This is a genomic window from Pelomicrobium sp. G1 (assembly GCF_051905455.1).
Taxonomy (GTDB): Bacteria; Pseudomonadota; Gammaproteobacteria; order Burkholderiales; family UBA6910; genus Pelomicrobium.
In genome coordinates this window covers 72368-93143 of the sequence record NZ_JBQACR010000002.1, presented here as the reverse complement: position 1 = coordinate 93143, position 20776 = coordinate 72368, and the positions used below count along the sequence as shown (strand labels likewise).

General features: G+C 66.1%; 20 protein-coding genes. 12 read left to right on the top strand and 8 right to left on the bottom strand.

Translation table 11 applies throughout. The annotated features are described in order from the left end of the window. The 7 genes from ACTFO6_RS02520 (at position 1) to ACTFO6_RS02490 (ending at position 4038) form a co-directional block, all read left to right on the top strand. Positions 1-261, top strand: coding sequence for a carboxysome peptide B (locus ACTFO6_RS02520; RefSeq protein WP_147800589.1), 261 nt, complete (start codon positions 1-3; stop codon positions 259-261). A gap of 81 nt (positions 262-342) precedes the next feature. Next, the gene (locus tag ACTFO6_RS02515) at positions 343-693 is read left to right on the top strand and encodes a BMC domain-containing protein (RefSeq protein ID WP_439932875.1); all 351 of its coding nucleotides are present in this window, start codon (positions 343-345) and stop codon (positions 691-693) included. An 89-nt stretch (positions 694-782) separates the two neighbouring features. After that, positions 783-1223, top strand: coding sequence for a ferritin-like domain-containing protein (locus tag ACTFO6_RS02510; RefSeq protein ID WP_439932874.1), 441 nt, complete (start codon positions 783-785; stop codon positions 1221-1223). Between the two features lie 39 nt (positions 1224-1262). Then, complete coding sequence (locus ACTFO6_RS02505) at positions 1263-1541, top strand: 4a-hydroxytetrahydrobiopterin dehydratase (RefSeq protein WP_439932873.1); 279 nt, start codon at positions 1263-1265, stop codon at positions 1539-1541. A 405-nt stretch (positions 1542-1946) separates the two neighbouring features. After that, complete coding sequence (locus tag ACTFO6_RS02500) at positions 1947-2948, top strand: LysR family transcriptional regulator (protein WP_439932872.1); 1002 nt, start codon at positions 1947-1949, stop codon at positions 2946-2948. Next, on the top strand, positions 2930-3055 hold the full coding sequence (locus ACTFO6_RS02495) for a hypothetical protein (protein ID WP_439932871.1): 126 nt from the start codon (positions 2930-2932) through the stop codon (positions 3053-3055). Before ACTFO6_RS02500 ends, ACTFO6_RS02495 begins: the two co-directional genes overlap by 19 nt. After that, entirely contained in the window at positions 3052-4038 is a 987-nt protein-coding gene (locus tag ACTFO6_RS02490; RefSeq protein ID WP_439932870.1) for a Nudix family hydrolase, read from the top strand. The genes ACTFO6_RS02495 and ACTFO6_RS02490 overlap by 4 nt, the downstream gene beginning before the upstream one ends. 10 nt (positions 4039-4048) lie before the next feature. Here ACTFO6_RS02490 and mtnC read toward each other — a convergent pair whose 3' ends face one another. After that, positions 4049-4735 carry an acireductone synthase gene (gene mtnC / locus ACTFO6_RS02485; protein WP_439932869.1) on the bottom strand — a complete coding sequence of 229 codons (687 nt, stop codon included), beginning with the start codon at positions 4733-4735 and terminating at the stop codon, positions 4049-4051. A 250-nt stretch (positions 4736-4985) separates the two neighbouring features. Between mtnC and ACTFO6_RS02480 the strand changes: the two genes are divergently transcribed. Then, on the top strand, positions 4986-7064 hold the full coding sequence (locus ACTFO6_RS02480) for a SulP family inorganic anion transporter (RefSeq protein WP_439932868.1): 2079 nt from the start codon (positions 4986-4988) through the stop codon (positions 7062-7064). Between the two features lie 104 nt (positions 7065-7168). On the opposite strand, the gene ACTFO6_RS02475 is transcribed toward ACTFO6_RS02480, so the two are convergent. The 4 genes from ACTFO6_RS02475 to ACTFO6_RS02460 form a co-directional block, all read right to left on the bottom strand. After that, a complete protein-coding gene (locus tag ACTFO6_RS02475) occupies positions 7169-8047 on the bottom strand; it encodes a transcriptional activator NhaR (protein WP_439932867.1) in 879 nt (292 codons plus the stop codon). Next, a complete protein-coding gene (locus ACTFO6_RS02470; protein WP_439932866.1) occupies positions 8044-12852 on the bottom strand; it encodes a hypothetical protein in 4809 nt (1602 codons plus the stop codon). Before ACTFO6_RS02470 ends, ACTFO6_RS02475 begins: the two co-directional genes overlap by 4 nt. A gap of 11 nt (positions 12853-12863) precedes the next feature. Continuing rightward, positions 12864-13130, bottom strand: coding sequence for a hypothetical protein (locus ACTFO6_RS02465; RefSeq protein WP_439932865.1), 267 nt, complete (start codon positions 13128-13130; stop codon positions 12864-12866). 456 nt (positions 13131-13586) lie between these two features. Then, positions 13587-14630: a sigma-54 interaction domain-containing protein gene (locus ACTFO6_RS02460; protein ID WP_439932864.1), complete on the bottom strand. Its 1044-nt coding sequence runs from the start codon at positions 14628-14630 to the stop codon at positions 13587-13589. Between the two features lie 253 nt (positions 14631-14883). Between ACTFO6_RS02460 and ftsH the strand changes: the two genes are divergently transcribed. Genes ftsH through ACTFO6_RS02445 form a run of 3 tightly spaced genes read left to right on the top strand, consistent with a single transcriptional unit; the run spans position 14884 to position 17827 of the window. Continuing rightward, positions 14884-16743 (top strand): ATP-dependent zinc metalloprotease FtsH, encoded by a 1860-nt coding sequence (ftsH, locus tag ACTFO6_RS02455; RefSeq protein ID WP_439932863.1) that lies wholly within the window; start codon positions 14884-14886, stop codon positions 16741-16743. Positions 16744-16768: 25 nt separating this feature from the next. Then, positions 16769-17269: an Hsp20/alpha crystallin family protein gene (locus tag ACTFO6_RS02450; protein WP_439932862.1), complete on the top strand. Its 501-nt coding sequence runs from the start codon at positions 16769-16771 to the stop codon at positions 17267-17269. Between the two features lie 15 nt (positions 17270-17284). Then, entirely contained in the window at positions 17285-17827 is a 543-nt protein-coding gene (locus tag ACTFO6_RS02445; RefSeq protein WP_439932861.1) for a phosphate-starvation-inducible PsiE family protein, read from the top strand. Positions 17828-17851: 24 nt separating this feature from the next. Here the strand turns inward: ACTFO6_RS02445 and ACTFO6_RS02440 are convergent, their stop codons facing one another. Together ACTFO6_RS02440 and xth are read right to left on the bottom strand one after the other, a co-directional pair. Next, positions 17852-18940 (bottom strand): metal-dependent hydrolase, encoded by a 1089-nt coding sequence (locus ACTFO6_RS02440; RefSeq protein WP_439932860.1) that lies wholly within the window; start codon positions 18938-18940, stop codon positions 17852-17854. A gap of 4 nt (positions 18941-18944) precedes the next feature. After that, positions 18945-19712: an exodeoxyribonuclease III gene (xth, locus tag ACTFO6_RS02435; RefSeq protein ID WP_439932859.1), complete on the bottom strand. Its 768-nt coding sequence runs from the start codon at positions 19710-19712 to the stop codon at positions 18945-18947. Positions 19713-19910: 198 nt separating this feature from the next. Here xth and ACTFO6_RS02430 point away from each other — a divergent pair, with 198 nt between their 5' ends. Then, entirely contained in the window at positions 19911-20156 is a 246-nt protein-coding gene (locus tag ACTFO6_RS02430) for a hypothetical protein (RefSeq protein WP_439932858.1), read from the top strand. A 19-nt stretch (positions 20157-20175) separates the two neighbouring features. Here the strand turns inward: ACTFO6_RS02430 and ACTFO6_RS02425 are convergent, their stop codons facing one another. Next, positions 20176-20772 (bottom strand): glutaredoxin family protein, encoded by a 597-nt coding sequence (locus ACTFO6_RS02425; protein WP_439932857.1) that lies wholly within the window; start codon positions 20770-20772, stop codon positions 20176-20178. Between the last annotated feature and the right edge of the window lie 4 nt (positions 20773-20776).

Genomic DNA, 20776 nt, shown 5'->3' with positions numbered 1-20776 from the left:
ATGGAGATTCAGCGCGTCGTCCGTGACCTGGTCACGACCAAGCGCCTGGGCACGCTGTACGCCAAGTCCTTACGGGTGGTGGAAGATTACAAAGGGAACTTAAGCGTGGCGCTCGATCCGATCGGCTGCAAGCCTGGCGATTGGGTGATCACGATCGGAATCTCGGCGGCACGCTACGCCGCAGGTAACCCAAACATTACGACCGATCTCACAATCGGCGGGATCATCGATCACTGGAGCGAAGAGGAATGGCGCTCCTGAGGCTGCGGCCTTGCAGGTTGCGCTGGGAGCTCACGGAGCACGGATCTTGATTTCATTTCGATCTTCGACGGAGACATCAGCATGGCAACAGAGCGGTCAGAGAAGATGGGCATTGCGTTGGGGATGATTGAGACGCGGGGACTGGTGCCGGCGATTGAGGCGGCGGACGCCATGACCAAGGCCTCTGAGGTGCGTTTGATTGCGCGGCAGTTTGTCGGTGGAGGTTATGTGACGGTGATGGTGCGCGGCGAGACGGGTGCGGTCAACGCGGCGGTGCGTGCGGGTGCGGATGCCTGCGAGCGCGTGGGTGACGGGCTGGCGGCGGCGCACATCATCGCCCGCCCCCATCCAGAAGTGGAGCAGATTCTACCGACGCGTCCCACGGACAGCGGCGGCGGGCGTGACAGCGACATCACCAAGACCCAGAGCTGACGCTTTGGCGAGGGCGCGTCGCGCGGCCAGGATCGCCTTGAGGATAGGACGCGGCGGCATACGGCGATGATTGGTGGGAAGTCAGCCAAGTGAAGGGTCACCCGCGAGTGATCGGCTACCTGCAGCGGGCGGTGATCCATGAGTTCAGCGCCGCTCAGCAGTACGTGCTGCAGGCGGCGCAAGCCGAGAGCTGGGGCATGCAGCAACTGGCCGCAGAGTTGCGCCAGGACGTGAAGGAGGAGCTCTGCCACGCGGAGACGTTTATCCGGCGATTGCTGGCGCTGGGCGTGACACCGCGCGCTGGCGAGCTGCGCGCTCCGGGCGTCGGGCGCAGCCACGAGGAAATGCTGCGCCTCGGGCTCGCCACCGAGGCTGAAGCCATCCGTCTTTACGGTGAGGCGCGCTGGTTTTGCGAGCGCATTGGAGACGACGAGAATCGCCAGGTCTTCGCCCGCATCCTAGAGGACGAAGAGGATCATTACCAAGAGCTCGAACGCCAGCTCACGGCGCTTGGCGTCAAGCGGGCATAGGGCGATCCTGCTGAAATCTGTGAAACGGAGGCGAACACCGTGCCTGAAGACATGAACCTGCCGGAGGGTTGGACGCGCAATGACCGCCCGCCCTACCTGTTTCGCCGTTTCCAATTCAGCGGCTACCGCGAAACGCGGGCATTCCTGGACCGCCTCGCGGCGCTGTCCGAGGAGATGGGCTACTATCCGGATATCAGCTTCGGAACGACCTACGCCAACGTCACGGTTCACGCCCGCAATGGCGCGGCGATAGGAACCCAGGACCTGGCCTTCGCGCGGCGGGCAAGCGAGCTCGCGGGGTCTAGCAGCGAGGGATGAGAGGAAAAAAGTGTTTGCGATGGTCGCTTTGTGTTCGGCAGCAGCGTGCCGGCGGACGAGATTAGAAGCCGTCCTCGAGGAGGTGTCGAACGTATGACGAAAAAAGGCATTGCCGGCCAAGGAGCCGAAGACGTGCACCAGGCCAAGCGTCCGCAGGCGCCTACGGCGGAGGAGGCCGGACCGAAGCCGGGATCGACGTCAGCGTACCGCTTCGCCCGTCAATCAGACCAGTCTCCGCCGCCGAGCCTCGACCAACCTTGGGACAACTTGCATCCGGAGCGAATCTGGCCCGACTAACGCTCTACGTTCGCGCGCGACGGGGGCAAGGAACAACCTTGCCGCATACCAGGCCCTGCAGATCGAGTGACCGCAAGCTGCGAGGCCACGCCGCCAAGGGGACGGAGGATGAAGAATGCGACGCTGAGACAGCTTACTATTTTCGAGACGGTTGCCAGGCAGCTGAATTTTACGCGTGCAGCCAAAGAGCTCGGCGTGACGCAGGCGGCGGTTTCGATCCAGATCAAACAGCTTGAGGAAAATCTCGGCATTGCGCTTTTCGAGCAACTCGGCAAACGCATCTATCTGACCGAGGCAGGCCAGGAACTGTATCGCTATTGTCGGCACATCAATTTGCAGCTCGCCGAAGCCGAGACCGTGCTGGATAGACTCAAGGAATCCAAAGGCGGCCAGCTTAAGCTCGCGATCGGCGGAGCAGCCAAGTACTTCGTGCCGATACTGCTCGCCGCTTTCCGACGCCGTTGGGAGGGCTTTTCCGTCACCTTGAACGTGGCCAGCCGGGAAATGCTGTTGGCCCAGCTTGCGGATAATGCTTGCGACATGGCGATCATGAGCGTGCCTCCGGAGGGGGACGATCTCGTCGCCGAGCCGTTCTTGGAGGATCCACTGGTGCCGATCGCGCCGCCGGATCACCCCTTGTCGCGGGAGCGCGCGGTGCCCTTGTCCAGACTGGTGCAGGAGCCTTTCCTGACGTACGAACAGGGTTCGGAGACGCGCGAGGCGATCGAGCATTTCTTCGCGCGGCAAGGGATCGCGGTTTCGGCCAGCATGGCAGTCAACAGCAACGAGGCCATCAAGCGCGGCGTGCAGGCCGGGCTCGGCTTGGCAATCGTCCCCATCCACAGCGTCACTTTGGAGATCGAGGTCGGGCGGCTGATTGTGCTCGATGTCGTCTCCATGCCCTTGCACCGCTCCTGGTACCTGATCCACCGGCAGGGCAAGCGCTTTTCGCTTGTCGCCGAGGCTTTCAAGGAATTTGTCCTGCAGGAGGCCAGAGGCTGTGTTTTGGCTTCGCCGGGCAAGGGTGGACAGTCCGTTGCCCTGCAAGTTGAGGAGGCGAGGGCGGACCTCGCTGAGCGAGGAATGCCCTCGTGCCGCTGGTCGATATGAAGGAGTTGCTTCCGCAGACCAGCCGCGATAGCGATGCCGTCCGCACCTTTGGCCGGCTGAGCGCCGACTTGGAGGCGGTCAAGGGGCTGGCATTGTCCGGCCCATGAGCGCCGCCGCACGCCTGCCCGTCATCGACGTTGCCGTCGCCGTCGTGCAACGCAGCGACGGTCGCGTGCTGCTCGCCGAGCGGCCGCGCGGCAAAGTCTCGGCCGGCTACTGGGAGCTTCCGGGCGGCAAGTTCGACGCGGGCGAACGGGCGGAGCAGGCGCTCGCGCGTGAGCTGCGCGAGGAACTCGGGGTGGAGCTTGACGCTGCCTACCCGTGGCTGACCTACGAGCACGCCTATCCGGACAAGCGCGTGCGGCTGCATTTCTTCCGGGTGCTCGGCTGGCACGGCACGCCGCACGGGCGCGAGGGGCAACGGATATCCTGGGAGGACCCGCAAGCTCCGAGCGTCGGACCGCTGCTGCCGGCGAACGAAAAGTTGCTGAAAGCCCTGCGCCTGCCGCCAGTGTACGCCATCACGAACGCCGGCAAGTACGGCGTGGCCGAGTTCATGGCGCGCCTTGAGCAGGCGCTCGAGGGGGGGCTGCGCCTGATCCAGGTGCGCGAGACCGGCATAGCGCCCGAGCAGCTCGCCCAGTTCGCACGCCGCGTGGTGACGGTGGCCCGTCGGTACGGCGCCAGGGTGCTTGTCAATGGCGACGAAACGCTTGCCCGCAAAGTGGGCGCCGATGGCGTGCACCTGCAGGCGGACCGACTCATGCGCCTGTCCGTGCCACCCGGCACCCGGCTGTGGGCCGCTTCGTGCCACGATGCGCGGCAACTTGCTCGAGCGGCGGCGCTCGGCGCCGATTTCGTGACGTTGTCACCGGTGCTGCCCACGGCGACCCACCCGGAAGAACCGGGGCTGGGCTGGACAAAGTTCACTCGCCTGGTGCACGGGTACCCGCTGCCGGTTTACGCGCTCGGCGGCATGCGACTCGAACTGCTGGAGACCGCCATGCGTCACGGCGCGCACGGGATAGCGCTTTTGAGCGGGATCTGGGACCGCGTGGGCGCCCCTCGCGCCGAGGTGCGGGACTCTTGAGGAGCGGAGATCAAGGGCGGATGGCGGCGTCTATGGCGTGGAAGTTCCTGGCTTTGCGATGCGCGACACCGTGCTCGGCCATGCCTTGCCGTACCAGGCAGATGGTGCGCAACCCGGCGCGGCGCGCGGCATCGAGCTCGCGCTTGGCGTCGGAGAGGAACAGGATGGCGTGGGGAGGTTCGCCGATGACGCGGGCGATGGTTCGATAGGAATCCGGCTCGGTCTTGGGCCCGGTCGTGGTGTCGAAGAAGCCGGAGAAAAGCGGCGTGAGGTCGCCGTACGGCGTGTGAGCGAAGATGAGCTGCTGGGCCTTGATCGAGCCGGAGGAGAAGACGTACAGGTGAATGCCGTTCGCCTTCCAGGCCTTGAGTTGCGGTGCCACGTCCGCATAGAGATGAGCGCGCAACTCGCCGCTGGCGAAACCACGCTCCCAGACCAGCCCCTGCAGCGTCTTGAGGGGAGTGATCTTTCGATCTTCGTCCATCCAGGCGAGGAGCTGCGCGATGGCCTCGTCGACGGAGAGCGCCTTGCCCACGATGCGCCCGATCTCGGCGAGCTGGCGTTGTACCTCCGGATCCCGGGCGTGGGCGCGCACGAATTCGGGCAAGTGCTTTTGCGCGTAGGGATAGAGTGCTTCGGTCACGAAGGAAAAGGCCGAAGTCGTGCCTTCGATGTCGGTGACAACAGCCTTGATCATCGGTTTCGAGGTCGTTCGCGAACGGATGGTCCACCGGTCTCGGCAGGCCAAGCGCCTTCCATTGTACTGATCGCGCCTTCCTTCGGCCAGGGTGGGAAGCGATCTCCTCGGCGAGGACGCTGCGCCGGTCTCCCTTTATGCCTTACGCCCGGCCGCCCGCCCATGCGTCTGTACGATCGAGGTTCCGCAAGGCGGGCCGCATCGTCCGGCCGTGGCACCCGGCGCCGGGCTGCGACAATGACATGAAAGTATGCCTGTGCTCTTGACGCTGTTTCCTTTTTTGAGATGGTTTCCTTTGACGCGCGAGACGCTGCGCGCCGACCTGGCCGCTGGCGTCACGGTGGCTCTGGTGCTGGTGCCGCAGTCCATGGCCTACGCTCAGCTCGCCGGGCTGCCCGTGATCTATGGCTTGTACGCCTCCTTCGTGCCCGTCGTGATGGCTTCCCTCTGGGGCTCGAGCAACCAGCTGCATACTGGCCCGACCGCCATGCTTTCGCTGATGTCCGCCGCGGCGTTGATTCCGTTGGCCAGCCCCGGCAGCCCGACATTTATCGAGCTATCCATCCTGTTGGCGCTGATGGTGGGGGTGCTGCGTGTGGCGCTCGGCTTGGCCCGTCTTGGGGTCCTAGTCAATCTCGTCTCGAGCCCGGTGCTGGTGGGCTTCACCAACGCGGCCGCGCTCATCATCGGCTTGTCCCAACTCAACAAGCTCATCGGTGTTCCTTTTCCGCGCAGCGATTCCTACCTGTCCGACCTCTGGGCGGTAGTGATGCAGCTGCCCCAGACCCACCTGCCCACACTGCTGTTCGCCCTCGGCGCCTTCGTGCTCATCCGGGGACTCGAGCGGCTTGTCCCGCGGTTACCAGCGGTGCTGCTGGCCGTGGTCGCGTGTACCGCTGTCAGCGCCGCAACCGATTACGAGCAGCGGCTCGAGGTGCCACTTGAGGCCGTGGCTGACCCGGAGGCGGCGCGGCGGATCAAGACCTACCTCGAGACCACGGCGGGGCTCGAGTCGCTTGCGGCCGCTGTCGCCCGCAAGGGTGCGGAGCTGCGCGCCCTGCAGGCGCAGCAGGAGAGCGCGGAACGCGAGGCACGCATCGCGCTGCTCAGCGGGGAGATCGAAGCGCTGCGCGCGCAGGCCGAATACCTCAAGCAGCGCAACAATCGCCACCGAGTCCAGCTGCACGCCATGGTCATGAACCGCTCCCAAGACACCGGTGGCGCGGCGTTGTTCTACCGCGAAGGACATCTTCCTCCCGGCGTCGTGTCCGACGGGCGACGCTGGCGCTTTTCCGGAACGAAGGAGGGGCGGATCGTTTTTTCTGCGGGCGGGACAGTGGTCGGCAGAGTCCCGTCGGGCCTACCCGCCTTCCAGATGCCCGAGATTCACTGGGATGCGCTGCTTACCCTTATGCCCGCGGCGTTCGTGATGGCGCTGATCGGGTTCATGGAAGCGACCTCGATTTCCAAGGCGATCGCCGCCAGGACCGGGCAGCGCGTGGACGTTAACCAGGAGCTGATCGGCCAGGGGCTGGCGAATATCGTCGGCAGCTTTTTCAGCGCCTACACCGTTAGCGGCTCGTTCTCGCGCTCGGCGTTGGCCGCGCGGGCCGGCGCCCGTAGCGGGCTATTCGCGATCATCAGCGCGCTGGCCGTTGTGGCGGTGCTGCTGTGGCTGACGCCATTCGTCTATCACCTGCCTGAGGCGGTGCTGGCCGTGATCGTGATGCTGGCGGTATTTGGCCTGATCCGGGTGAAGCCTTTGGTGCATGCCTGGCGGGTGGAGCGCGGCGACGCCGTGATCGGCCTGGTGGCTTTCGCGGCCACGTTGGCGATGGCCCCCGCCATCGCCAACGGAATCCTGGTCGGCATCGTCCTTACTGTGCTCGCCTATCTTGTCAAGATCATGAAGCCGCGCGCGGAGATCCTGGGGCGCCGGCCGGACGGCGTGCTCGCGGGCATCGAAGCCCACGGTCTGAAGCCGGTAAGCGAGTGCGTGGTGCCGATCCGCTTCGACGGATCGCTGGTGTTCGCCAGCGTGGCTTATTTCGAGGACATTGTGCTGGAAGCCCGCGCCCGCTTCCCCAAGGCCCATACCATTCTGATCATCGGCAGCGGCATCAACCGGATCGACGCCTCCGGCGAGGAGAAAATCCGCGAGCTGGCGCAGAGTCTGCGGCAAGGGGGCGTGAGCCTTGCATTCAGCAGCCTCAAGAAGCAGGTGCGCGAGGTGTTCGAGGCCGGCGGTCTGATTGCCTTGCTGGGCAAGGAAAACATATTCGATACCAAGGAGCAGGCCATGCAGACGTTGCTGGCCCGGGCTGGGTGAGGGTGATCTTGCCAACTCACGACACTCGTGCTCGTTTTTTCGCCTGGACCATCGCTGCCCAAGTCCACCTTTTCCAGCCTGACCCGGATGAGGGAGGCGCCGTACTATGGAAAAGGACTCTCTGCGAACAACTCCTGCTTTGCCGCCTGGCTGACGGCCACCACGGCGGGATGCGTGAGTCGGCGCTCAACCGAGATGGCATAGTACCTGACGGCGACTTCCTCAGCTCGGCCGACGACTTCGACGCCGTACTGGTGCTGGACTTCCCCGGCGATCACCTCGGGTGCGGGGAAAACGCCGGCACCCGCCTGCCCGAATGCTTTCATCAAGGCCGTGTCGTCGAACTCCCCGACGATGCGCGGCTGGATCCCGCGTTCGCTGAACCAGCGCCCCAGGGGTCCCCGCACCGCCGCGCTGCCGCCCGGGATCAGCAAGGGCGCTGCGTTCAGGGACCGCGGAAAATCCCCACGATAGCGCGCCGCCAGCTCCGGCACCGCATAGAAAGCGAGGGCGCAGCGTCCCAACGCGTGACTATAGCCTTTCACCCCCAACTCGGAAGGCAATGACCGATCGGCGATCACCAGGTCGAGCTTGTGAATGGCCAGCTCAGCGAAAAGCCGCTCCAGCTTGTCTTCGTGACAGATGAGGCGCACAGGTTCGGCGAGCGTCATTGCCGGCGCGAGCAGCCGGTAGGCGATGGATTTGGGAATCACGTCCGCCACGCCAACGCGAAACGGCAGTTCGCCGCTTCCGGAACGGTTGCGCAGCAACTCCTCCAGCTCGTTGCCAATTTGAAAGATCTCGTCGGCGTGGGACAGGGCCAGCTGCCCCGCCGCAGTGAGCTCGAGGCGCCTGCCGGCGCGCCGGAACAGGTCGGTTCCCAGGGCGCGTTCGAGCTCGCCGATCTGGCCGCTGAGGGTCTGGGAGGTGAGGTGCAGCCGCTCGGCGGCGCGCGGGAGGCCGGCAGGCCGGCCTCCCGTCACGTGAAGCTCGGCGGGACGGGGAATCGGGCATCGACCAGCCCCTGGTTCGCCGCCTGCAGTCCGCCGATCGCGGCGATGCCATGGTCGATGAAGTTGGCGGGATCGACCGGGCTGGTATGGGCGGTGTCCTCCAGGCCGGTGCGCTGCCGGAAGCTGCGCTCGCTGCCCGCGTTCATCAAGTCATTGGGGATCGGCGGGTCGTTGTGGAACGTCGGATGAATGTCCGCCCACAACAGGCTATGGACGATCTCGTGGGCCATGGTCTCGCCGATCAAGCGGCCGAACACCTTGATGGCGAACTGCGTCAGCGCGGGATCGCTGGCGGTCCGGCTGGCGAGCTCGATGGCGAGGGCCTGGGTCTCCGTATCCACCTCGATCGCAAACGGGCCGGACGGCCCGGATTCGTCGAAGGCACCTGGGAAGATGTCGATGGTCTCGTTGAATACCGACGCACCGCCGTTACCGGCGGCGCCGGGATTGGTTCGGCCGTAGAGGAGCGTTCCCGGCGGCGATTCGCCGCGGATGGTAAGGGCGGTCACATGGGCGGCGGGGATATGGCCGGGCAGAGTTTCCGAAAACGGCGCCATCAACCAGATGGTGCGGACGTTGCAGGTGCGCAGGAGATGGTCGCACACCGCTTTCGCCTCCCGCAGGATCTCGCTCTTCACATGCAGCAGGCTCCAGCCCGTCAGCACCGCGTAGAAGGCGGCCGCCTCGTCGTTGACGGTGACGAACTGGGGAACGCTCAGGCGCATTTTTACGCTGGCCAGCGGGCTGCCGCCGCTCTCGTGAACGATGAAGTCCAGCTCGGTGAGACCGGGCTTGACCCCGCGCACCAGGGTCTGGGCGCTGTTGGGGGCATCGATGGTAAGGGTGGTCGGATCGGGCCGGGACCAGCGGAACGTGGCGCCGGCGGGGGCGTTGCGCACTTCCGCCCGTAGGGTGGTCACGCCAGACTTGTCCTGCCTCGACGGGAAGAAGGCGCGGGCGTCCGGCGAATTGATCGCCGGCGGCAGGATGATGACGGGACGAGCGGGGCGATCCTCTGCCGCCGGCTCTGGCCGGGCATCGATGTCCACCGTGTCTCCGCCGGGACGTTGCACTCGCACGGCGGCCTGGTTCGCCCCGGCAGTGTTGGTCAGGCTCTCCACCTGGCCGGTGGTCATGGGCTCGGCGGGCGTCTGGGTCCCGCCGCCGATCATGCTGCGCAGCGCGGCCTCGGTGAGCTGGGCCCGCTGCTGATCGTTGATCGCGCCGGCCGCATGCTGCTCGTTGATCTTGTCGAGTGCCTTGTCGATGTCCTTGTTCATGTTCGCCTGCAGGGCCAGATCCGCGGCCTTGCCGCCGAAAAACTGGGCGGTGCCGAGCGCGGCCTGGAGCGCCGCCAGGGCGTTGCGCTGGTTCTCGGTGAGGCCGGTCACGTCGCGGAACAGGTTCGGATTGGACAGCAGCTGCAGCAGGGTGCCGAAACCTTGCGGTTCCGGCGCAGCGGGCACATTCTGGAACGCCACGATCGGGGCCGGGAATTCCTTGGCGGTGAGGTCCGGCGGCACCGCCCGCCGCGTCTCGGTGCTGACGGGCTGGATGGGCGTAGGCTCGCCCGGGCAGGGCGACTCCTCCCAGCGCCAGAAGCGGGATTCGTCCTTCTTCTCGCAGGAATTGCACGCGCCCATGACGGATTCCGCGAACACGCCCTTGGTGGGCACAGCGATGCGCAGGGGCGGGATCGGTGTCGCGGGCTGGTAGTGGCCCAGCAGGTCGATCGGATTGTCCACGTCCTGCTTGAACGTGGGATCGAGGTGGAATCCTCGCGCCACCGGCATCACCAGGCAGTTGCCGATGATGCCGATCAGGCGGTTCTCTACCACCGAGGCGACGCTGCGGCCGCCGCTGTTGGGGGCGATGAAGCCGTCCAGCAGCATGTAGCGGCGCTGCGGGTCCACGCTCCACCAGATGGCGCGGTGGTAGTACTCCAGGTGGTCGTTCAGGTGCTTGAGCAGCGAATTAGCGTATTCCTTGTCCTCCTCCCGCGGACGCCGCAGCTCTGGTCGCGCCAGGGGGCAGAAAATAAGCACGCCGTCGGTGCCGGAGAGGTCGTTGAGGATGCGCGACTGGTTGAAAAGGTCGTGGGCGATGTGGCGGGTGCGGTAGCCCATCTGGCCGGAATGCACGATGACCTTCGACCCGGTGGGCAAGAGGGTGTCGATGTTGCGGGGTCCCGCCTTGGTGTCGACGGTGGTGTCGACCTTGATGAACTTGATGCGATCCCGCCGCAGCGGCGGCAGAGAGGCGTTCAAGCGTAGCGACACGTAAAGCGGCTGATCGTTGCGGAAGTCGGACACCAGAGTGGCGTCAATCGGCAGCAGAGTCTGATGATCGTCGTGGTCGATCGCGTACAGGCGCAGCCCGTTGCTGATCTCTTCGGCGATGCGCGGCCCGAGCACCTCGGCAAAGATACGGTCGCGCTGTTGCTGGCCTTCGAGGTAACTCTTCCACCACTCCTGGGGAGTGATGCCCAGCCAGGCGAGGGGCTGCCAGGAAGCCTCCAGGAAGCTACCGTCGTTGTTGTCACGCGGGCGCTGGATCCGGAACTGGATCCTCAGCCAGCCGTCGAGGTAGATCAGGTCTTCCTCGGCGTAGCTGCCCACCGGCATGTCGCTGCCGACGTAGTTGTCGGCGATCCGCTGCAGCGCGTCGAAGCCGCGTGCCAGGCGGCGATCGCGCAAATACCGGGACAAAGGCTCGCGCCAGCGCCGCGCCTTGGCCGAGTCGAAGCGCGACATGAGCAGCGGCACCAGCAGGCACTCCTGCACGTCCACCAGCTTGTTGCGCACCAGGAAGTGCCGCAGCACCTCGAAGTACTCGATGGTGATGGCGTGGCAGTGGTTGTGGTTGGCCACCACCTCCGTCTGCACGCGCATGGTTTCCCCTTGGCGTACCGTCTGGATCACGGTGGAGCGCTGGCTGCGCACCGCGGTGGCGGCTTGCGATACGCGATCCCGGAGCTGCTGCAGCGAGCTGGCGGCGGTGGTGCGCGAGGCGTTTTGCCATGCCGACGAGCTGGCGCCGCTCGTGCCGCCGCCGATGCCCAACAGGCCGCCCACCGGTCCGATAATGGCGCCGATGCCCAACCCGCCCCCGAAGCTGCTGGCGCTGGCCTCGGAGCCGCCGGACAAGCTTTCCCGCACCATGGCGTTGGCCATTTCCGAAATATCCCGATCGCGGGAAAGCTGCGCGCTCAGAAACTCCTGTTCTTCCAGGGATTCGCGCCGGGCCGCCGTCTCGCGCCGATCCCAGTCGATCACCGCGATCTGCTTCTTCTGGCACGGCGCCAGCGGCAGGCTGTAGAGCAGATCGCCGAGGGAATAGCCGTCCGCCACCCACTCCTGCTTGAAGTGCAGGATGTGGCCGTGGGCAACGGTGCACGCCTGGTAGAACGTCGGCTCGTCGTCCCAGTCCACCGGGTTCGCGCAGTGGAGCTCGCCCCGCGCCGGCTGAAACCGGCGCAACACGTCCAGGAGCCGGACGAGGTCGTTCTTGCGGGTCACGAGCTCGGCCTGGGCGAGGCGCATCAGGGAAAAGCCGTCCGGGTCGCGGATCAGCGTCTTCGCCACATCCGCCTCGATGCGGATCTCCTCCGCGGGAAGAGCAGCCGCGGCGCCCGAGTCCGCCGCGGGCCGCGCTCGCGCCATGCGCAGCGCGGACAAGCCAAGCACCTCGGAGAGATGCTCGAGCTCGGGCCGGACTTCGGCGAAGATCCGTGCGGACATGGCGCTTTCCTCGCGGAGGCCCGAAGGGTTGGGAAAACCCGCGATGAAGCGCGGCTGCCGCTCGGCTGCGCCAGCCGCCGGGCCGGTCGTCGAGAGCAGCGCCTGGGGCTCCACCCGCAGGGCGAACTGAAGAATCTTCGGGTCCAGAATGCGCAGGATGTCGTTCAGCCCGATCTTGGGCGGCTCCTTGACGGTCAGGCCGCGAATGGTCGGTTCGGTGGTGCGCACCACCGTGTAGAAGTCGAACTCTTCCAGCACCCGATTGGGCCGGGTGATGTCCACGCAATGGCCCGCGTCCGTGCTGAACGTGGAGGAGTTGACCAGGTCCTCGGGATCGGGATTGCGCGGCACCTCCGCGGCGTCGGCACGCTCGCCGTCCCCTGCCGCGGCCTCCGGCAGCTCCACCCCCAGCACGATGCGATCGGGAAAGGTGCCGTCCTCGTTCAAACGCACGGGGATTGGCTGCGAGTCGCTGACCGTGCCGGCGGCGGCGCTGAAGCGCCCGAGGGGAAACGGCGCGGAAAAGTAACCCCGGCTGTCTGACCGGGCGACGCCGACGATCTCCATCGGCTCTTCCGGGCCTGCGCCCATGCGGCGGGCCCAGAGAACCACCTGCCGGTTGCCGACCCGGTTGCGGCCCGAAGGATCGACCAGAAAGCCCCGGATTCGGGCCGGTTTGACGAATGCCAGGTCCGTATTGGGTTCGACGGGAAAGAATTCCTTGGGCTCAACTCTGATCGAAACCGGTTCTTCCCTGTTGACCGCGTCAACGGTCGTCGCCTCGCGGGCCAGCACCTGCCCGTCGGGCGCCATCACGCTCAAGGTGATTTTCTGATCGCGGGAAAGGGTGTCTTTGCCGGGCAGCTCGATCAGCGCAAGGCCGCTGTCTTCCACCGCCTTGGACGCTTCACCGGGGACTTCGCGCGGAGCGGATTCTGCGTCGATCGTCACGAGCTGAGCAAACGAAGCCACGACCCGATGGCCAGCGAAGGATTTTCCGGTGCGGGAGCTGAGCTGAACGCGGAGTTGAGACATGGCGGTATCTCCTATGGGCGCGAAAACCTGGCGCGGGCGCCCGCCAAATACACCCGGGTGCCGTCGGACAGGACCCGCACCTCCACCACTTCATCCTCGACGAGGTGTGCGAGAGCGCTGCGCACCATGGCTTGCGACGCTTCGATGCGCTCGCTCGCCAGCCACCAGCGCATCACCCCCTCCAGGCTGTCGGATGCATTGGGGTGTGATTCGAGGTAACGGCGGAGCGCGTCCGCAACCGCGGCGATCCTGGGGTCACGGGGGTACCATGCAGGCATGGGCGTCGTGCACATCCTTTTGAAGCCTGGCGCTAGCAAGCGGTGTTCCACCGGCCTGGATATCGCTAACTCGCTGAAATTGCATCGCCTGTATGAAGCCTGGCCGGGCCGCTGCCGCTCGATTGACCCATCGCCCCGGGTCGACGCGGGCCGTTTCGATGCTGCATCAAGCCGTTTGCGCTTTTGGCCGGAGCGACCCGTCATGGGGCGGAGCAGACCCGCGGGCCTTACCCGGGTATTTCACCTAGACGCCCCTGGAATGAGGCTTGAAGTGGAGAGGGATCGCAGGATCGGTGAAAGGGGCTCCGAGTCCCGTTTGTACCGCCAAGCGGTTCGGATCCTGCATTCTGCCAGGCCCTTGGGAGAAGCCAGGGCTGAAAAAGGCGCCACCCCCGATCGATTCGGGGATGGCGCATGCCTCAGAGGAGATGGAGGAAAAAAGAAGCGCTCGGGCGCTCAGCCGGCCGCGCCCTGGATGTATTGGGCGCGATCGATGCCGTGCTTTTTGAGCAACTTGCCGAAGGCGCGGCGCTCCTTGCCTACCAGGCGGGCGGCGGCGGACACGTTGCCGCGACTCTTGGCCAGCGCCTGCATCAGGAACGCCCGCTCGAATTCGGCGATCACCCGCTCTTTGGCCTGGCGAAAGCCCAGGTCGAAACGTACGGGCATCGGAAGCGCCGGAGCATCTCGCGATGGCGCGAGGCCCAGGGCCGCAGGGTTGATGCTGAGCTGCGGGCCGTCGGCCAGCAGGAACTCCCGATGGATCAGGTTTTCCAGCTCCCGCACGTTGCCTGGCCACGGGTGGCGGGTGAGCAGGTCCACGGACGCCGGGTCGAGGGTCTTCTCCGGCCGGCCGTACTGGCGGGCGAAACGGCGAATGAAATGATTGGCCAGCAGGATCGCGTCCCCCAGGCGCTCCCGCAGCGGCGGGACGGTGACGGACAGGATCGCCAGTCGATAGATGAGGTCCTGGCGGAAGCTGCCGCCCTTCACCAGTTGGATCACGTCGGCGTTGCTGGCGGCGATGATGCGCACGTTGCCGGCGACGCTCTGGCGCGCGCCCAGCGGCCGGTATACCTGGTCCTGGAGAAACCGAAGCAGCACCACCTGGCCCTTGGGCGACAGACACTCGATCTCGTCGAGAAACAGCGTGCCGCCCTCGGCGTTGGCCACCAGTCCGGCTTGGTTCTCCTTGGCGTCGGTGAACGCGCCGCGGGCGTGGCCGAAGAACTCGTTCTCCAGCAGGTTGTCGGGGATGGCGCCGCAGTTGACCGGGATGAATGGGTAATCGCGCCGAGCGCTGAGATAATGGATAGCACGGGCGATCAATTCCTTGCCGGTACCGGTCTCGCCCTGGATAAGCACCGTGGCGTCGCACGCGGCGAGCTTGCGCACGAGGCGCACCACTTCCAGAAACGGGGGCGATGCGCCGATCAGGAGGGGCGTGATCGAGGGACCGGAATCAGCGGGGCCGAGGGCGGCGGGATCATCGCGTTGCATAGGACTGGACGAAACGTTGCCGTACGAGGGGGAGCGTTTCGTTTATGGCATAGCGGCGGAGAGAAGGCAAATCTAACAATCTGTGAAGTTTTTATTATTCATTTGATTTAAAAATACTTTTTTCGACCGTTGCCGGTGCCGAGGGCGAAAATCTTTCGTGCCGGGGAAGCCGCCGGCTTGAAATCCGCCCCCCGCGCCGCTAATAAATGAAAGTCATCAATGACCTTGCACGGCACCGGCCGGGAGGCGGTCCATGGAAAAGCAGACCCAGTTCAGCATCTGGTACTTCATCCTCGCGGCGTTCGCCGTCATCCTCCTGCACGACCTGTACACCACCTGGCGCACGGTGGAACCCATTCCCTACAGCGAGTTCCAAAAGCTGCTGGCCGACGGCAGGGTGCGGGAGATCGCCATCGCCCAGGACTACATCCATGGGAAGCTGCGGGAGCCCTTGCCCGACGGCCGTACCCAGTTCGTGACCACCCGGGTCGATCCGACGCTGGCAAACGAGCTGCAGAAGTACGGGGTCACCTACACCGGCGTGGTGCAGAGCACCTTCCTGCGGGATTTGCTCTCCTGGGTGGTGCCGGCGGTGGTGTTTTTCGCCCTGTGGATGTTCCTGATCAGGAAGTTCGCCGAAAAACAGGGGTTGGGCGGCGGCTTCCTCTCCATCGGCAAGAGCAAGGCCAAGGTGTACGTGGAGCGCCAGACCGGGGTCACGTTCGAGGACGTGGCCGGGGTGGACGAGGCCAAGGAAGAGCTCAAGGAGGTGGTGGAGTTCCTCAAGGATCCCAAGCGCTACGGCCGCCTCGGGGCCCGCATCCCCAAGGGAGTGCTGCTGGTGGGACCGCCCGGCACCGGAAAGACGCTGCTGGCCCGGGCGGTGGCGGGGGAGGCGGGGGTGCCCTTCTTCTCCATCAGCGGCTCCGAGTTCGTCGAGATGTTCGTGGGCGTGGGCGCGGCCCGGGTGCGGGATCTCTTCGAGCAGGCGCGCCAGAAGGCGCCGGCCATCATCTTTATCGACGAGCTGGACGCCCTGGGGCGCGCCCGGGGCGCCTATCCCTGGGGCGGCCACGACGAGAAGGAGCAGACCCTCAACCAGCTCCTGGTGGAGATGGACGGCTTCGATCCCTCCTCCGGGCTGGTGATCCTGGCGGCTACCAACCGGCCTGAGATCCTGGATCCGGCGCTTTTGCGCGCCGGGCGTTTCGACCGGCAGGTGCTGGTGGACCGGCCGGACAAGCGGGGCCGGGTGCAGATCCTCAAGGTGCATACCCGCAAGATCCGCCTGGACCCGTCGGTGGATCTAGAGAAAGTCGCTGCCCTCACTCCGGGTTTCTCGGGCGCCGACCTGGCCAACCTGGTGAACGAGGCGGCGCTGCTGGCCACGCGCCGGGGGGCGGAGACGGTCACCCTGGAGGATTTCACCAACGCGGTGGAGCGCATCGTGGCGGGACTGGAGAAGCGCAACCGGGTCTTGAGCCCCAAGGAGCGGGAGGTGGTGGCCTATCACGAGATGGGCCACGCCCTGGTGGCCATGTCCCTGCCCGGCACCGACCCAGTGCACAAGGTCTCCATCATTCCCCGGGGCATCGGCGCCCTGGGCTACACCATCCAGCGGCCCACCGAGGACCGCTTCCTCATGACCCGGGAGGAGCTGGAGAACAAGATGGCGGTGCTGCTGGGCGGCCGCGCCGCCGAGACCATCGTCTACGGCCATTACTCCACCGGCGCCGCGGACGACCTGGCCAAGGTGACCGACATTGCCCGCTCCATCGTCATGCGCTACGGCATGGATGAGAAGCTCGGGCACGTGGCCTACGAGGAGGAGCGCAGAGGCTTGCTGGGCGGGCCATCGGCGGTTCCGTTCCAGGAGCGCACCTACAGCGAGGAGACCGCCCGGGAGATCGATTGCGCGGTGCGCGCCATCGTGAAGAAAGCCTTCGACCGGGCGGTGGACATCCTCACCCGGGAACGCCAGACGCTGGAGCAGGGCGCGCGGCTCCTGCTGGAAAAGGAGACGCTCCTGGAGGAGGATCTGCAGGCGATCCAGGCCCAGCTGAAGGGCGGAAAAGAGACCCAGCCGGCGCGGGCGCCGGAAATAGTTCATTGACCGAAACGAAAGGAGGGGATACGCGATGCTCGACCAGATCAAGCGGGTGGGCAAGGAGATCGGCGAGACGCTGGGGCGAGCCTGGGAGAATTTGGCGGAGGGCTGGCGGGAGCTTTTATCCCGATGCGGCAACGCCCTCACTCAGTTCTCCCGCTCCAAGGAGAGTGGCACCGAGGAGGAGCTGCCGGTGGCTTATCCGCGCTGGGGGCTGCTCGCCGGAGAGGTGATCGAGCGCGACCAGGAGATCGTGGTGCGCCTCGAGCTGCCGGGGTTGGAGAAGGAGGATTGCTCGGTGGTCGTGGAAGACAACATCCTGGTAGTGAGGGGCGAGAAGCGCTTCGACCGGGATACCTTGGGAGTCCACTACCACGTCATGGAGCGGGCCTACGGCTGCTTCGAGCGGTCCATCCCGCTGCCCCGTCACGTGGACGCCGAGCGGGCCGAGGCTAGCTTCAGGAACGGAGTGCTCACGGTGCGTTTGCCGAAGGCGGGCAACGCTTCTCCCAAGAAGATCGAGATCTGCTGAGCCAAAATCGCGCCGATGAAAATGGAATGGAAGGCGGAGTGGCAGGAGCTTAAGCGGCAGTGGTCCCTGCTGGGCGTTTACGACAAATTCGAGCAGGCGGTCGCTCTCACCCTCACGTTTCTCATATCCGTGATCATTGTGGTGGCTCTGGTGGAGCTCACCAAGGAGATCGTGCTTCTGGTGGTGAGGGGCGCTTCCGAGCTGCTGGAATACAAGATCTTCCAGTCGATCTTCGGGCAGATCATGACGCTACTGATCGCCTTGGAGTTCAAGCATTCCATCCTCAAAATGGCCCAGCGGGGCGAGAGCATCATCCAGGCGAAGACGGTGTTCCTCATCGCCCTGATGGCGTTAGCGCGCAAGTTCATCATTCTCGACATCCAGCAGACCAGCGCCGGCACCATCGCCGCCTTGGCGGCGGCAGTGCTCACCTTGAGCGCCGGGTATTGGCTGGTCCGCGACCGTAGCACCCCTGCCGCGCGCGGGGCCGGGGACGAGTCTAGCCACCTCTCCCCTGGCCAAGTGACGCGCATCGCCGGTGGGCCCCGAGAAGGCTGATGCCTCTCCGGCCATTTGCGAGGTTTATTCCCGTTTTCCGGGGAAAAGCCCGGGCCGAGAGAGCGCCTGCGGGCCCGCTTCGGTAAGCTGGAAGGGCCGCCACGGGCGATCCGGGCCTTCCCGGCACACGCCGAAGCGAAACGGCAGGCTTTCGCGCCCTGGCAGGTAAAAGCGCAGGTCGTAAAACCATACGCAGGTGGAGGGATTGCCCTGCTCTATCCAGAGCAACGCGGGGTAAGCGGCGAACCAGCGGAAGAACGCGAGGGGAGGCTGGCGCCACGCCTCCTGCGCCAGGGCCGCAGTCCCGGGGTCGGCCCCGAAGCGGGGCGTGACCTGCCACTGCGCCGAAGCGGGAGGACGGTGGGCGGCGTCCAGCCGACGCAGGAGCCCTGCCCCCGGATCCACCGGAAGCGCGTCGCGCCTCCACAGGTTGATGGAGGCGTGGCGGTAGCGGTCGCCCTCGTCCACGATCAGCATCCAGTTGAATGGCGACACCGGACGAGGCAGGGCGCTCACCCGGGCTTGGGCAAGACCATGGGCGCGCGCATACGCCTCGCCCAGTTCCATCGCCTGTTGCTTGAGCAGGGCCTGTAGGCCCACGTAGGCCGCCAGGAGGGCGAGCCCGGCCACGGCCGGCGTCCGCGTCCGGGGTCGGGCGGCGCCGGCGAGGAGGGCGATGGCGATGAGAGCGGTGAACCAGGGATCGATGACGAAGGTGGTGCCCAGGGCCCAGCGGGTCTCGGACAACGGGGCGAAGATCATGGTGCCGAAGGAGGTGATCAGGTCGCCCGCGATGTGGATGCCGATCGCCAGGGCGCATACCCCGTAGTAGGCGCGCCAGGTTGCCCCTGTGGAATCGAGCCGGGCGAAGAGCCAGGAGAGCAGCAGGGCCCACAGGGGCAACAGCAGGACCGAGTGGGTGACGCCCCGATGGCCCAGCAGATAGGCGACCGGAGAGACGTAGCTCAGGACAAAATCCACATCGGGGAAGGCAGCCGCCAGAAAGCCCGCCATCCCTCGCCGCCAACCCTTGGCGGCGACGAACTCGCCCCTGCGGGGCTCCGTGGCCCGGGCGATCAGGGCGCCGGAGAGGGCGTGGGTCAGAGTGTCCATCGGGTCAGTCGGCCAGCTCGGCGATTACCGGCGCGTGGTCCGAGGGCCGGGCCTCGCGCCGGGGCTCCAGGTCGATGGAGCAGCCCGTGCAGCGCCGGGCGAGGACTCGCGAGAGCAGGATGTGGTCGATGCGCAGGCCCAGGTTGCGCTTGAAGGCGTTCATCCGGTAGTCCCACCAGGTGAAGGATTTCTCGGGCTGGGGGAAGAGGCGAAAGCTGTCCACGAGGCCCACGGCGAGGAGCTTTTTGAACGCCTCCCGCTCCGGGCCGCTGAACAGGACCTGCCCCTCCCAGAGCCGGGGGTCGTGGACGTCGGCTTCCTCGGGCGCTACGTTGAAGTCCCCCAGCACCGCGAGCTGGGGGTGGCGTCCGAGCTCGTCCTTGAGCCAGGCGGTCAAGGCCCCCATCCAGCGCAGCTTGTAGTCGTACTTATCCGAGCCCACGCTCTGGCCGTTGGGCACGTACACGCATACCACCCGCACCCCGTCGACGGTCGCCGCGATCAGGCGCTTCTGCTCGTCCTGGAAGCCCGGGACGCCCACGCTCACCGCCTGGGGCTCGTTGCGGGAGAGGATCGCCACTCCGTTGTACGTCTTCTGGCCGGCGAAGCGGGCGGCGTAGCCCGCCTGGGCGATCTCGTCCCGGGGAAAGGCCGCGTCCTCGAGCTTGGTTTCCTGCAGGCACACCACGTCGGGGCGCTGGCGCGCGAGCCATTCCAGCAACTGGGGCAGGCGCACCTTGAGGGAGTTCACGTTCCAGGTGGCGAGGCGCACGGGCTCAGCACGACCTCAAAATCGCATACCTGGTAGAGTGCGCGCAGGTGCACCTTGGCGCACCGTTTTCCCGGCGGTTGAATCGGTGCGTTTCGCTGCGCTTCACGCACCCTGCGGCAAGCCACGGAAGGGCACGGACTTTCACGAATAAGTCGAATTTTCTCATTTGTGGCTAAAGACCCAAGAAAGGATACGCCCATGAAAGGATCCATCCTCATCGCCTGCGCCGTCCTCGGGCTCCTGTTCTTCGGCGGGCCGCGAGGCGGCTTCGGCGAAAAAGCGCCCTTGCGGGAGGCCATCAGCGACGCGGAGCTGCAGCGGGAGCTCTATTTCTCTCAGGAACGGGCCCACGCCGCGATCCGGGAGGAACAGCGGCAGATCCTCGCCGAGCTCAGGAGCCTGCGCACCGAGCTGGCCGAGCTGCGGGCGGTGTGCCGCCGCTGACGGAAAAGCGCCGCGGGAATTATCTTAGGCCCGCCGGGCCCCGGCCGGCGGGGCTTGCTTCCGCCGGGGCCGCTTCGGCCGCCGGGGGTTGCGCCGGCTCCGGCGCGGGCTCGCCCTGGGGCATCGCCGGCTTGACGGGGCGGGGGCGCAGGGCTGCGGGGAGCTCCCGCGGATAGCCTGCCGCATCCAGGGTGAGGTGCCACTGGGACGCTTCGAAACCCTTGAGCACCTGGCCGCCCACTTTCAGCACGGGCACCTCGGCCGCCCCCGCGAGCTTCTTCAACTCCGCCTGCTCGGCCGGGAGCCGTCCGTCCCTCTCGGTGTAGGGAATGCCCCGCTCGTTCAGCAGGCGCCGGGCCTGGTCGCAGGCCTCGCCGCAATCGCCGGCATAGAGGGTGACCGGGTAGCGGCTCGCCGCCTGGCGCACGGCGAAGGGGAGCGCCGCCGCTCCGGCGCCGCCCCCCATTTTCTTCCGCTCCTTCTGCTGGGCCTCCGCCGGGGGCGGCGTGTCGGTGTAATGCACCCGTCCCTCCTTGTCTACCCAGCGGTAGAGGGTTTGCTGGGCCGCGGCCGCGCCCGCCGCGAGGAGCAGGACGGCCAGGATAACCTTACCCATGGGT